The sequence below is a fragment of the Tissierella sp. MB52-C2 genome (genome assembly GCF_030931715.1).
GTDB lineage: Bacteria > Bacillota > Clostridia > Tissierellales > Tissierellaceae > Tissierella.
Map to the genome: position 1 here is coordinate 2,330,740 of NZ_CP133261.1, position 14,455 is coordinate 2,345,194.

General features: G+C 33.0%; 10 protein-coding genes and 1 rRNA gene. All 11 read right to left on the reverse strand.

The window, feature by feature from the left end; translation table 11 throughout:
- Window positions 1-35: 35 nt before the first annotated feature.
- The 11 genes from RBU61_RS11660 to RBU61_RS11710 all read right to left on the reverse strand — a co-directional run bounded on the left by RBU61_RS11660 (window position 36) and on the right by RBU61_RS11710 (window position 14,452).
- A 16S ribosomal RNA gene (locus tag RBU61_RS11660) occupies window positions 36-1,566 on the reverse strand.
- Between the two features lie 269 nt (window positions 1,567-1,835).
- Window positions 1,836-4,292 (reverse strand): ABC transporter substrate-binding protein, encoded by a 2,457-nt coding sequence (locus tag RBU61_RS11665; RefSeq protein WP_308875609.1) that lies wholly within the window; start codon window positions 4,290-4,292, stop codon window positions 1,836-1,838.
- 143 nt (window positions 4,293-4,435) lie between these two features.
- Complete coding sequence (locus RBU61_RS11670) at window positions 4,436-5,908, reverse strand: protein adenylyltransferase SelO family protein (RefSeq protein WP_308875610.1); 1,473 nt, start codon at window positions 5,906-5,908, stop codon at window positions 4,436-4,438.
- 313 nt (window positions 5,909-6,221) lie between these two features.
- A complete protein-coding gene (locus tag RBU61_RS11675; RefSeq protein ID WP_308875611.1) occupies window positions 6,222-7,562 on the reverse strand; it encodes an amidohydrolase in 1,341 nt (446 codons plus the stop codon).
- A gap of 2 nt (window positions 7,563-7,564) precedes the next feature.
- Window positions 7,565-8,689 (reverse strand): M20/M25/M40 family metallo-hydrolase, encoded by a 1,125-nt coding sequence (locus RBU61_RS11680; protein WP_308875612.1) that lies wholly within the window; start codon window positions 8,687-8,689, stop codon window positions 7,565-7,567.
- 38 nt (window positions 8,690-8,727) lie between these two features.
- On the reverse strand, window positions 8,728-9,396 hold the full coding sequence (locus tag RBU61_RS11685; RefSeq protein ID WP_308875614.1) for a hypothetical protein: 669 nt from the start codon (window positions 9,394-9,396) through the stop codon (window positions 8,728-8,730).
- Between the two features lie 17 nt (window positions 9,397-9,413).
- Window positions 9,414-10,115: a DUF5058 family protein gene (locus RBU61_RS11690; RefSeq protein ID WP_308875615.1), complete on the reverse strand. Its 702-nt coding sequence runs from the start codon at window positions 10,113-10,115 to the stop codon at window positions 9,414-9,416.
- 102 nt (window positions 10,116-10,217) lie between these two features.
- Entirely contained in the window at window positions 10,218-11,474 is a 1,257-nt protein-coding gene (locus RBU61_RS11695) for a hypothetical protein (RefSeq protein WP_308875617.1), read from the reverse strand.
- Between the two features lie 231 nt (window positions 11,475-11,705).
- Entirely contained in the window at window positions 11,706-12,947 is a 1,242-nt protein-coding gene (locus tag RBU61_RS11700; RefSeq protein ID WP_308875618.1) for an aminopeptidase P family protein, read from the reverse strand.
- A 19-nt stretch (window positions 12,948-12,966) separates the two neighbouring features.
- Window positions 12,967-13,338 (reverse strand): YbaN family protein, encoded by a 372-nt coding sequence (locus RBU61_RS11705; protein ID WP_308875620.1) that lies wholly within the window; start codon window positions 13,336-13,338, stop codon window positions 12,967-12,969.
- A 124-nt stretch (window positions 13,339-13,462) separates the two neighbouring features.
- Window positions 13,463-14,452 carry a PotD/PotF family extracellular solute-binding protein gene (locus RBU61_RS11710; protein ID WP_374212525.1) on the reverse strand — a complete coding sequence of 330 codons (990 nt, stop codon included), beginning with the start codon at window positions 14,450-14,452 and terminating at the stop codon, window positions 13,463-13,465.
- Window positions 14,453-14,455: the final 3 nt, after the last annotated feature.

Below are 14,455 nucleotides of genomic sequence, written 5' to 3' on the forward strand. Positions count from 1 at the left end.
GATTAAACAAGTGTGAGTCCTTTTGAACTCCTTAGAAAGGAGGTGATCCAGCCGCACCTTCCGATACGGCTACCTTGTTACGACTTCACCCTAGTTATTGACCCTACCTTCGACAGCTGCCTCCTTACGGTTAGCTCACTGGCTTCGGGTATTGCCAACTCCCATGGTGTGACGGGCGGTGTGTACAAGACCCGGGAACGCATTCACCGCGACATTCTGATTCACGATTACTAGCAACTCCGACTTCATGCAGGCGAGTTGCAGCCTGCAATCCGAACTGGGATCGGCTTTAAGAGATTTGCATCTTATCGCTAAGTAGCTGCTCGTTGTACCGACCATTGTAGCACGTGTGTAGCCCAGGACATAAAGGGCATGATGATTTGACGTCATCCCCACCTTCCTCCGATTTGTCATCGGCAGTCCCTCTAGAGTGCTCAACTTAATGGTAGCAACTAAAGGCAAGGGTTGCGCTCGTTGCGGGACTTAACCCAACATCTCACGACACGAGCTGACGACAACCATGCACCACCTGTGTCCCCTGTACCCGAAGGTAAAGATCTATCTCTAGACCAGTCAGGGGCATGTCAAGCCCTGGTAAGGTTCTTCGCGTTGCTTCGAATTAAACCACATGCTCCGCTGCTTGTGCGGGTCCCCGTCAATTCCTTTGAGTTTCATACTTGCGTACGTACTCCCCAGGCGGAGTGCTTAATGCGTTAGCTGCGGCACCGAGGTTTGACCCCCAACACCTAGCACTCATCGTTTACGGCGTGGACTACCAGGGTATCTAATCCTGTTCGCTCCCCACGCTTTCGTGCATCAGCGTCAGTATAAGTCCAGAAAGTCGCCTTCGCCACTGGTATTCCTCCTAATATCTACGCATTTCACCGCTACACTAGGAATTCCACTTTCCTCTCCTTAACTCAAGCCTTCCAGTTTCAAATGCTTACCACGGTTGAGCCGTGATCTTTCACATCTGACTTAAAAGGCCGCCTACGCACCCTTTACGCCCAATAAATCCGGACAACGCTTGCCCCCTACGTATTACCGCGGCTGCTGGCACGTAGTTAGCCGGGGCTTCCTCCTTGGGTACCGTCATTATCGTCCCCAAGGACAGAACTTTACGACCCGAAGGCCTTCATCGTTCACGCGGCGTCGCTGCATCAGAGTTTCCTCCATTGTGCAATATTCCCCACTGCTGCCTCCCGTAGGAGTCTGGACCGTGTCTCAGTTCCAGTGTGGCCGTTCACCCTCTCAGGCCGGCTACCCATCGTAGTCTTGGTGAGCCATTACCTCACCAACTAACTAATGGGACGCGAGACCATCTTTCACCGCTTTACGCTTTGACTATTCCTTCATGTGAAGAATTAGTATCATAAGGTATTAATCCCAGTTTCCCGAGGCTATCCCTTTGTGAAAGGCAGGTTTCTCACGCGTTACTCACCCGTCCGCCGCTAAGATAATCAAAGTTTCATTCCGAAGAAATCAACTTTGAAAACTTCGCTCGACTTGCATGTGTTAGGCACGCCGCCAGCGTTCGTCCTGAGCCAGGATCAAACTCTCATTTAAAAGTTTGATTCAGCTCAATTTGCTGACTGTTGTTTCATGTGTTACTTTTTATAATTCAAAGTTTCTCACACTGTTTAGTTTTCTAGGTTCTCGTTTCCTCTCTCGAGGGAACTTACTTATAATAACATTTTTGTTTCTTTCTGTCAATGGTTTTTATAAGTTTTTTATTTTTTAATAAAAACTTAATTTGCCACTAACTCCAGCCATTTTTGACTGGATATTTAGTATAACATGTTTTTTTATGATTTGCAAATACTTTTTATAAAATATTATTCTTTTATTATATTATCATATTTTATCATGGCTAAAGGAGAAAGATTAACATTTGTTATTCTCTCTTGTGTACAGATTCCATTATATGGATGATAAAGAGGTATACATGGTACATCTTCTGATATTATTCTCTGTATCTCTTTATAAATTTCCACTCTTCTTATAGGATTAGATGTTTGCTTTGCTATTTTTAACAATCTCATAAGTTCTTCGCTTTCATATCCACTAAGATTAGAAGCACTATTAGTTGCAAATAATGGCTCTATAAAAGATGATGGTTCAATTGCATCTGCATACCAACCATATAGGTATACATCATATCCTTTATATATATCAGAAGAATTCGCATGTTCCTTATCTGATACTTGATGATATTTACATGTAATTCCGATGGCTTCTAGATCTTCTTCTATAAACCTTAAAGCACCATGAATATTTTGTCCACAGAGTATATTAAGTGGTTTACTTAAATCCACGTTTTCACTTTTTAGAATTTGCTTTGCCTTTTCTGGATTATAATTATATCCGTTTATATGGTCAGATGGCACTAGTTTAGATGGAATCATACATTTGGCTTCTGATGCAAAGCCCCCTGTCATTTCATCTACTATTTTCTTCTTATTTATTGCATAGTGAATGGCTTCCCTTACTTTCTTACTTGTATACTGAGAATCTGTGTTTTTTATTTTAAATCCTAGATAAAATGTAGCTAGTAGTTCCTCAGTTTTAAGACTTTCATAGTGTTTAGTCTCTTTTATCTGATCTAATTCTCGTTTACCTTGTACTACATAAAAATCATATTTATCATTTATAAAGTTTCCAAGAGCATTTTTATCTCCACTTACTATTTCTACAATATCACAGTATGGTTTTCCTCCTATATATTCTTTGAAGGCTACCAATCTATATAAATCATTATCAATGCTCTCTAATATATAGGGTCCACATCCAACGAGATTACCCTTTTCTAATTCCATAGGGTCCATTACTGCACAACATATTTGAGATAAAAACATTAAAAAACCACTAAAAGGTGCAGACAACTTAATAGATAATTGGTTCTCCCCTATTACTCTAATCCCACTTACTTCATTGGAAATACCCTCCATATATTCCTTTGCACCATCTATATAATCTATAAACCAAGTATTAGGAGATCTCAGCTTTGGTGAAAGTACTCTTTCCAAACAATATTTTATATCTTCAGCACGAATTATTTTTCCGTTATGAAATTTTGCATTATTTCTAAGGTTAAATATCCAAGTAAGATTATCATCTTCTACATACCAACTTTTAGCCAATGATGGTAATACATCTCCTGTATCACTAGTAGTTAATAATCCTGTATGTATATTCATAAGAAATCTCATGTTTTCCATACTATTTACCATAGCTGGATCTAGTGTAAAAATAGGCTCAGAAAAATTACTCCTTATTGTAACTATCTCTCTTTCTGAACTAATTGTTTCATCTACTAATTCTTTTGTAACTCCATTTAATAAATTAACAACTTGTCCTAGTGCAACTAAGGCTGACTTTGTAAACTGTGTATTCAATAATGCACTTTCTACCATAGACATTGCTTTATCTGAGACATTGGACATTTCATCTGTTGAAGCTACTATGGACTCAAGGCTGTCAGTTTGAATGGCTATTGCATTATTTATTTCATTCATAGTCTCTATCATAGTTTGAATAGCTTTTTCTATCCTACTAAAAGATATATTTGATTCTTCTGCAATACTTGAACCTTCTTTAATTTTTTCATTACTTTTTTCAATAGCTTCAATTGTGGTATTAACACTTTTATTAATATTATTAATTATATTGGAGATATCATTTGCCGATGTTGTACTTCTTTCAGCCAATAGTTTAACTTCATTTGCTACTACAGCAAATCCTCTTCCAGCTTCTCCCGCTCTTGCCGCTTCTATGGCTGCATTTAAAGACAATAGCTCAGTTTGATCTGCGATACTTTTTATTACATCCAGTATATTATCTATTTGAGCTGTAGCCGTTTTAAGTTCATGAGTTTCTGCCATTACTGATGAAATTGATTCCTCAATTTCATTCATAGAATCAATAGTATTATATACTGCCTTACTGCCCTCTTCTATTATTCCTAAAGTTTCTCTAGCTGTTTCATAAGATGTATTTGAGCTTGCACTAAGTTCCTCTGCCATAGCTGAATAATTTCCTATTTCATTTACTACTTCAGAAATAGCCTTTACTTGTTCCTCTACCCTATTGGATATAACTTCAATTATATTTATTAAGCTTTCAGCTTGATTATTAGAATCCTTTATCCTAACGTTTAAATTGTACAATAAATTTTCTTCATTCTTCTTAATTAAAGCCCGTTTATTCATTTCCTTTTGTGATTGTTCCTTAACTACTGTTGGTTCTTCTTTACTCTCTAGTTCTTCAGTTTTTCTTCTCCATAGTTTGATCATATCCACCTCCGTAAAATAAGACATCCTATGTAACATATTGTAACATATTGTCTATTTACGGCAACATGTTTGAGTGTTTTTTTATAAATCGGACTTATTTACTATAGGAAATGCCCTAAAAATAAGCATTTCCTATATATTAATTAAGTTCCACAAAAGGTTTTATAGGTATTGTCTATTGCCTTAGGTAGTCTAGAATATACTTCCTGTTCATTAGAATATTCATAGGGTTGTAAAAGAACCTTTAAAAACTTTTTCATCACCTCATAATCTCCTTCTTCTGCTGCCGCGAGAGCTTCTTCAACACGATGATTTCTTGGAATTATGGAAGGATTAGAGTTTTTCATTAGAGAATATACCTGTTCTTTAGATTCCTCTTGTCTCTTTAATCTATCTTGCCATTTAGCTTTCCATTTGGAAAATTCTTCAGTTTTAAACAAATCCATATCTTCTAGGCAATCTAGAGTCAATCCTCTGAAAGTATTTGTATAATCAGCCTTATTCTTTTCCATCATATTTAAAAGTTCTTCAATAATATCCTTATCTTCTAATTTCTCATTACACATCCCAAGCTTACTTCTCATTCCTTTAATCCACTCATTATAGTATAAACTACTAAACTCTGATATTGCTTCTTGAGCTAAATCAACAGCTTTATTTTGATCTTTATGAAGTAAAGGAAGTAGCGTTTCTGCAAATCTTGCTAGATTCCAAGCTCCAATATTAGGCTGATTTCCATAAGCATATCTCCCATGAATATCTATGGAACTAAATACAGTAGATGGACTATAAATATCCATAAAAGCACAAGGACCATAATCAATAGTCTCTCCACTTATTGTCATATTGTCAGTATTCATAACACCATGAATAAAACCTACTAATTGCCATTTCGCAATAAGAGATGCTTGACGCCTTATTACTTCTTGAAGTAATGAAAGATAAGGTTCTTCTTCATCCTTAATATATGGAAAATGACGTTCTATTGTATAATCAGCTAATATCTTAAGATCTTCTTTTGTTCCCCATCTCATGGCATATTCAAAGGTGCCTACTCTTATATGGCTACTTGCAACACGAGTAAGTATTGCTCCTTGTAATTTAGTCTCACGAACTATTTCTTCGCCTGTTAAAGTCACCCCTAGACTACGGGTGGTGGGAATTCCAAGATTATACATTGCCTCACTTATAATATATTCCCTAAGCATAGGTTGTATTGCTGCCTTACCATCTCCACCACGAGAATATGGAGTTCTGCCTGACCCCTTTAATTGAATATCGTATCGTTGTCCTAATGGTGTAATTTGTTCACCAAGAAGTAAAGCTCGCCCATCTCCAAGCATAGTAAAATGTCCAAATTGATGTCCTCCATATGCCTGTGCAATAGGTGTACTTCCCTTTGGAACCTTGTTTCCTACTAATATATCTCTTCCCTCATTACCTTGCAATTCTCCAATATCCAACCCTAATGTCCTTGCTAAATTATAGTTAAGGATAACTAATTTAGGTGATGGTACAGAATTTGGGGTAATGTTTGAGAAAAATATCTCTGGCAGCCTAGCATAGCTATTATCTAATTTCCAACTATCCTTTATTAGTTTGTTTTTCTTAGTCATAATAACTCCTTTTCATTTTATACTTAATAAGTCTAATATACCCCTTTAGTTTCTACCTTTGCTCATTTATTATACAATTCTATAAAAAAACTCCAGAGAGATTCTGGAGTAAATATTTCGATTTGATTTTTCATGTTCTAATGCCAATACCATCTATTATATAGACTTTATATTCTAGAGACTTTTCAGGTATGAATAAAGGCTGTCCAATAGATAACAATTGAACAGCCTTCCTATATTCTTGCCTGAAAGTATTTTTCTCCCATTTTCATAGATTTAATCTTATATAAAGCTTTTTAATTTATATACAAATCTATTTATCTAGAAATCTTTCTTTTATGATTCCATCATTTGAATCCATAAAGTTTAAATATTCTTCTTTTGTCATAGCTGGAACAAAATCTTTAAGGATGTTTTTAGCCTCTTTTGCATCATTAAATAATAAATCTACTACTGATAAAGCCAATGACTTAGCAGGCTCTAAATAGATATACTCCTCATCAATTATACAATAATCCTTAGAATGAAGCTCTCCTTTTATTCCACCAAACATAGGATGCAGCGTCGGCATAATATGTGATACATCTCCTAAATCAAAGGATCCTGTAAAATCTCCACCTTTTATTATTTCATCTTCTTTTATTCCAAGATATAATAGATTCTTTAGAAGTATATCTTCCATCTTTTCATGTTTTAAAATTGGCAAATATCCCGGTATCTCTTTAATCTCAATATCTGCACCTACAGCCATAGCTCCGGCAATTAATGATCTATTAACCTTCTTGTTAGCATCTACCATGGCTTGTACAGTCCTTGCCCTTGTATATGATTCCATCTTAACATCAGCAGGTATTACATTTACAATATCTCCACCTTTAGTTATAATTGGATGAATTCTTACCTTATCACTATCTTCAAAGGTTTCTTTCTGGGCATTGATATTGTTCATAGCCAATAGTGCTGCATTAAGTGCATTTACTCCTTTATGAGGAGCATTTCCAGCATGAGCTTCTCTACCTATAAATCTAATATCTTTTCCAATGAATCCATTAGATACAGGTCCTACTAATACCTTTTTATCCCCTGTGTCTAAAGCATGGAACATAAGGGAAATATCTACATCATCAAAAGTTCCATTTCTTATTAATTCTTGCTTTCCTCCGAAATATTTAATGATTCCTTTTTCCTTAAGTTTACTTCTATAATCTAATTCTATAAATTCTTCAGCAGGCGTTGCAATAAAATCAATCTTTCCATCTAATTCCTCATATACACCTGATTTTATAAGGCCAATTGCTACAGCTAACATTCCTGCAATTTGTATATTGTGACCACAGGTGTGAGTCGCTCCTGAATCTAGTGCATCTTTATGATTGCCACAAACTATACCGTCTAACTCTCCCAAAACTGCAACTTTAGGTCCTGTTTTGTCTTTATTTATTTCAGCCTTGCAGCCTGTATATGCAATATTTTCAACTACGTCAATATTTAATTCTTTTTTAAAAAAGTCTTTTACAAGCTTAGTAGTTTCAAATTCTTTAAATCCAAGTTCTGGATTATTATAAATCATTCTGCCGATTTCAAGTATCAAATCTTTGTTATCATCAATTGCTGAGATTACTCTAGATTTAATTTTTTCCTTTTCAATGCCCATTATTATTCATCCTTCTTTATATATCTTATAATGGCTTCTGTGGTTTTAAATAATTCATCAATCTCTAAATACTCATCAACTGTATGAACTTTATTCATTCCAACGCCAATAATAATTGAATTAAATCCCTGTTCAGCAAATATATTGCTATCTGAACCTCCTCCAATTACTTTAAGTTCAGAATCTACTCCCATTTCTTCATAAACTCTAACAAATTCTTTTGCAAATTTTAAGTCATCCTTTGGCTTTAGTACTGGGTAATCACATTTGTAATTAATTTCATAGCTACCACCAAATTTTTCAACTGTTTTATCACATATATTTTTATATGATTCAAGAATCTCTAATATTTTTTCTTCAGAATGACTTCTTACTTCGCCAGTCATTGTACATATATCTGGAACTACATTTGAAGGAAACTTAGAATCTATTGTGGAAACATTTGATGTTGTTAAATCATCTATTCTACCTGTATTCATATGCGTTAAAGTGTGTGCTGCCATGGCAATAGCATTTATTCCCTTTTCAGGTTCTATTCCAGCATGGGCATTTCTACCTTTAAATCTAATCTCAAAATCATACTTACTTGGAGCAGAATGTGCAATAATACCAGCATCCCCTGAATTATCTACTACAATCATATTTTTTGCAGGCATCATATACTTTGGCACCTTGTCCCAATCAAAATATTTTGCACCAAGCATACCAATCTCTTCACAAGGGGTTAAGACTACATAAATATCTTTATGTGATATTTTTTCTTCTTTAATAGTTCTTATAACCTCTAGAATACTTGCGATTCCACCCTTATCATCCCCACCTAATGTAGTAGTTCCATTGGTTTTAATAATATTACCTTCTATTATTGGCTCTACATTTAAATTAGGCTCTATTACGTCCATATGGGCAGCAAGTGTTACTCCTTCCCCTTCTATATCTCCAGGAATTTTGGCTATAATTGAAGGAGAGTCACCACCATATTGTAAATATCCTTCATCTAGGTATATATCTGCACCTAGACTTTCTAATGAATTAACCATATGTTTTGCAAATTCTCCTTCTTTTTTTGAAGGTGAATGAATCTTTAACATTTCTATAAAACTATTTATTAATCTTTCTTTATTCAAGTCTATTACCTCCCTTTTTCTAGTGAGTGAATAACTATCTATTTTCCATCTATCTGCTTACTTAATTGTTTCTTAGCAAATGCAATAGTTGCAAATACTGATACTAAAGTAACGATAAATGAAGGCTGACCTGGAATAAAAGCTACAACTTTTGTCATTATATAAGCAACAGCAATAGCAAAGATACCTGCCTTTGGTGATTTTATTGCAAATTGAGCAAATACTCCACCAAATAATGCTGGGATAATAAGAGATAGCATTGTTGTAAATGATTGCGGTAATGCAGACAATACACTTTGTCCAGCAAATACAGCTAATAATAAAAATATAATTCCAACCCATATAGAAACGCCTATTCCTATTGTTCCCATAATAGCTCCTTCATCAGTACCAGATTTATATCCTGAACCTTCTAAAGCTGATACTGCTGCTGGTATTCTCGCATTTACTAAGTTTCCTGATAAAAATCCCATATAAAGTCCAGCTCTTCCCACTATAGGAAAGTAACTAATAGGTTCACTGAAATAAAAAGCTCCTGAAACTGAAATCTGAGAAATTGCTCCTGCAATAATTGCTCCAAGTCCTGGATTAAATCCAAATCCCCAAGTCATAACTGCTGGTGGAAGTATAGATACTATCAATCCAAGGATCATTGTAAATCTACCTATTTTTGTAACATCCTTAATATATTCATCATAGACATTCATTTATATTCCTCCAATACTTAAATAGTTATAGTTCCAATAATTGCTCCTCCAAACATGGCAATTGTTAGAGCCCATTCTTTTAACCAAGTAAATTTCTTTTCTCCCAATTTCAAGCAAATAATCATAATGATTAAGCCTGCCACAGCTGAAACTGTTACATCTGGATTTGTTCTAAATTTTATATAATTTCCAACATTAAAATATGCAAAAGAACCAAGCATAGCACCTATACTAACTGCTGGTAATAATGCTTTTCTTCCACTTGTCAACAAATTATTTACCTTATCCATTCTATGGGCAAATAAATATACAAATATAATCCATCCAATTGAACCCAAAGCCATTGTCCATAAAGCATTCGTAAATACTACTGGAGTCATATTTGTGGAAAGTTCTGACCCTAGTGCTTGCGCTCCAAAGTTTGCGGCCATAGCCTCAAAGTTAGAACCACCTATTACACTTAATCTAAAAGCAGATATGGGAGAACCCATAGTAACTAATAATGCCAATAAACTTCCTACTACTCCAAGTGCTGGTCCAATACTACTAATTGCACTGGTTTTGATACCTTTTTTCATTCTAGAGTAGTCCATTCCCATGTCTACCCCTGCCTTAATTGATTTTTTGATTATCAATATAGACTGAATTAGTACAACTGATATTCCTATTATGGATACAAGCCATATAATAGGATGATTTGCATAAACCATATGATTCATATTTACTCCTCCTTTTGTCTTTTAAGTCCGTGTCCTAAATACGTCCTTAATTACCTAGATTATATTATAAGCTTAAATGGTTGTCAATATTTTATCTAATTATTATTGAGATAATTTCATCTTTATCTTACGGCGAGGTCTTCCAGGTCCTAAGGAATTCTCTAAGTTTGATTCCTCACCATATCCAGTATCTATGATTTTTTTCAAAATTCTATTTGCACTCCGTTCACTTATGGAAAGAATTTCTGATAGCTCTTGACTAGTAAATTCATCTCTTCCTAGTTTATTAATTACACCATTTATCTTTTCAATATACTGAGAACTAATGCCAATTCTTTTAGATAATTGTATAGTTTTTTCATCTGATAGATTCTTATATTTAATTTGACCTTTGTTCATAATTGGTCCTATTACATTTTGTCCATCATAAAAATAAACATTACATTGTTTTTCAGAAATACTTTTTCTTAAGGCATTTCTGGCATTTGTTTCAGACTGATAGAGAGTTAATCCTTCTCCAATTCCTACACCAATTATAATATTACTAAGTTTACAATTATTTATTATTCTAGATAAGGAGTTTATATTTTCCGAACTCAATAATGCTCCCTTATTAGATATAATAAGATATTCATTTGGTCCTATGACCTGCATCATACCTTCTATCTCCTTAGAATAGATAAGTATTTCTTCCTGCAAAAATTTATTTTCTTCTCCAACTACTTGAATAATTTGTATTTGAATCACACGCTCATGAATATTTTTAAATCTAATGCTGTTTTCTAATTGGATAAATCTATTTTTGATATCAATATTTGTTGCTTGTATTCTATAAACAGGAATATCTTGAGTTTTAAAATAATTATATATATATCCGAAAGATGTAAAGATACAGTCTATCTCCTTGTTTTCATACTTTTCTAGATAGTATTTTATATAATCTTCTTCACTTTTATCAGGTAAATACCTTTGAATATCATAGTCTTTAACCTCTATATTAAACTCATTAAATACATCGATTAAATCCTTTTCCTTAATTATATCCAAGGCTATCTTTAGATCTTTCGTATCTCCAAAATCACTACGGAATTCATATAGTGCTTTAATAATACCTATTATACCTCTTTCTGTATACACAACTGGTTGTTCAAATTTTATCTTTGAAGATAGTTCAGAATAAACACCTATTCCAGTTAGAAAAATACCATCTATTGTAAAATCTATGTTTCTTGCCATATCAATAAGTTTTTTTATCTCATCTTCTGCATATTTAACAAACTCTATATTTCTATGTTCTTTAGAAAGAACCCCATATATCTTTTCAACTGAATCTGAAGCCCCCATTATAGCAACTTTCATTATTTTTCTCCTCTTAAATTAATTTATTTATCGTAAGCAAATAAAGTCTATTACTTCTTAGCTCAATTTAACAATAAGTATAATGCCTTTTTATACAAATCATTCTAACATAAGTATAATAAAAGTACTAGTTATAGAAAAACAAGTTAAGAAAATTTTCTTAACTTGTTTTTAAAATCCATCTATTTTTTACCTCTATATATTAATAATTACTATTTACCTGTTACAGTATTATTTATTCATATAGGCCTCTATTTCCTCTACACTTTTTATAATATATTTAGACAAATTTTCACATCCATCTTCTGTAATTAATAAATCATCCTCTATTCTTATTCCGATTCCCTCTTCTTCAATATAGAGGCCTGGTTCATTGGTTATAACCATACCTGGTTTAAGTTCAACGTTATATTCTCCTACATCATGTGTATCTAGCCCTAGATAATGTGAAACGCCATGGTAATAGTATTTTGAGAGTTCTTCATCTTCCTTTATTAATCCCAACTCCTTACATCCTTCAGCTAACACCTGTTTAGCAATTTCATTTAATTCTTTATAAGGAAGTCCTGGTTTTACTGCCTCTTCAACTGCTTTTTGTGCTTTTAGGACAATATTATAAATCTGTTTTTGTCTTTCTGTAAACTTGCCATTTATAGGGAATGTACGGCTTATATCCCCATTATAATATTTATATTGAGCTCCCAAATCAAAAAGAACTAAGTCTCCATCTTCTGATTTAGAATTATTATCTACATAGTGTAATATTGTAGCATTCTCACCACTTGCAGCTATTGTTGGGAAAGCTCTATTTGTTATTCCATTTTTCTTCAAAGTAAAATCAAAGTATGCTTCAATTTCATATTCCATCATATTTGGTTTAATATTGTCTAGCATATTCATTATGCCTTCATTAGTTATTTCTATTGCTTTTCTAATTAGCTCTATTTCTTCTTCTGATTTTATCATTCTCAATGCTGCAATATCATAATAAATATTTTTTATTTGCATATATGGATATTTTTCAATAGCCATTTTAGCGAAAGCTTGTGATTCAGTTATTGATGTACTGATTTCCTGTCTTTCTAAGTCTAAATATATCTTTTCTATTTTATTTCTACTTAATATAGAGCTAAAAGTTCCTTCAAATTTATCTAGATAATCAATATCCTCTATTCCTGATTCTTCCATTGATTCTTCCTCAGTAATCGTAGCCCCTACCCATTTTGCCATAACTGGATCTGGCCTTTCTATAAATAGCTTTTCTGAAACCTTTCCATCAATTTTACTCATTAGAAATATAATTTTATTTCTATCAATACCAGCCAAATAGTAGAAATTTCTATTTGGTATGAATTGATATAATTCATCAGCAGACTTATATGGTGCTGTGCCTGAAAATAATAGCAATATACTATTGTCATCTAAATTTTTCTCTAATGCTTTTCTGTTTCTTGTGAAGAATTCTTTATTCATAATTCGCCCCCTAAATTTATTATACTTCTTTAGTCTTTATCTTAAAAATAAAATAATAATATTTAAAAATGATTACTAATACTATAAACAATTTTAAATAAATATTATCTATAATTATTAGTGGAAAAGCTAGCATAAAATCTGATATAAACATTAACCTTATTTTTCTCTTTAATGTCATTGATTTATCATTAATATAATCTTCGGCATAATCCCTATATATCTTAGTATTTCTAAACCATATATCAAACTTCTCCGATCCCCTTACGAAAAACATAGATGCCAGTATTAAAAATGGTGTTGTGGGAAGTACTGGCACTACTATTCCTACTATGCCAATTCCCATTGCTATTATTCCTAGAATAATAAATAGTAATTTATATATCTTCAAATCTATCCTCTCTTTATGTATTTATTATTGTATATAATTATACCCAATTAAGCATAAAAAAGCACTAATTCCTAAGATATTATTATACAATATCCTAGGAATCAGTGTTGAAAATTCTTATTGTTTATTCTCCTGAAGTTATTTCAGTCCAAATTCTATCGTATTCAGTTATAATATCTGATGGATCATGGAATATTTCTGTATTTTCTATTTCCTCATCAGCTGGATATGCTGCTTTTGAATTTTTTATATCTTCTGGTAACATTTCTACTGCTTCAGGTATTGGCGTGGAATATCCTATATAGTCAGTATTTCTTGCTGCTATATCTGGTCTAGCCATAAAGTTTATAAACTTTTCTGCCCCTTCTTTATTTTTAGCAGACTTTGGAACTACCATACTATCGAACCAAAGATTTGTTCCTTCCTTAGGTATTACATATTCTAAATCTGGATTATCTCTTATCATAGCTACAGCATCTCCAGACCATACTACTGCAAGAGCTGCCTCTCCACTGACCATAGTGCCCTTTACTTCATCCCCTAGATATGCATATACAAGTGGTTTTTGTATTAGAAGCTGTTTTTTCGCCTCTTCTAATTCTGCTACATTTCTTGTATTCATAGAATATCCTAATTTCTTTAGTGCTACAGCCAGAGTGTCTCTTTGACTGTTCAACATTATTATTTCATCTTTATATTTTTCATTCCATAGTATATCCCAACTATCTACTACATCATTTACTTTAGTTTTATTATAGATTATACCTACTGTACCCCACATATATGGCACAGAATAATCATTACTTGGATCAAAATCTAAATTAAAAAACTTTTCGTCTATATTTTTTAAATTTGGTATATTGTCTTTATTTAATTTAACCAATAAATCTTCTCTTACCATTCTTTCAATCATATAATCAGATGGAAATATTACATCATAACTAGATCCGCCTTGCTTAAGCTTTATATACATATCTTCATTAGTTTCAAACATACTGTAATTTACTTTAATATTATATTCTTCTTCAAAATCCTTTAAAACAGACTTATCTATATAATCTCCCCAATTATATACATTGATAGTTTCTTTCTTTTCTCCACATCCTACAGTCATAAT

Bases quoted from the DNA above. Each gene is read 5' to 3' on its own strand.
- RBU61_RS11665 (WP_308875609.1), bottom strand. From the start codon at position 4,292: ATGATCAAACTATGGAGAAGAAAAACTGAAGAACTAGAGAGTAAAGAA.
- RBU61_RS11670 (WP_308875610.1), bottom strand. From the start codon at position 5,908: ATGACTAAGAAAAACAAACTAATAAAGGATAGTTGGAAATTAGATAAT.
- RBU61_RS11675 (WP_308875611.1), bottom strand. From the start codon at position 7,562: ATGGGCATTGAAAAGGAAAAAATTAAATCTAGAGTAATCTCAGCAATT.
- RBU61_RS11685 (WP_308875614.1), bottom strand. From the start codon at position 9,396: ATGAATGTCTATGATGAATATATTAAGGATGTTACAAAAATAGGTAGA.
- RBU61_RS11690 (WP_308875615.1), bottom strand. From the start codon at position 10,115: ATGAATCATATGGTTTATGCAAATCATCCTATTATATGGCTTGTATCC.
- RBU61_RS11695 (WP_308875617.1), bottom strand. From the start codon at position 11,474: ATGAAAGTTGCTATAATGGGGGCTTCAGATTCAGTTGAAAAGATATAT.
- RBU61_RS11700 (WP_308875618.1), bottom strand. From the start codon at position 12,947: ATGAATAAAGAATTCTTCACAAGAAACAGAAAAGCATTAGAGAAAAAT.
- RBU61_RS11710 (WP_374212525.1), bottom strand. From the start codon at position 14,452: ATGACTGTAGGATGTGGAGAAAAGAAAGAAACTATCAATGTATATAAT.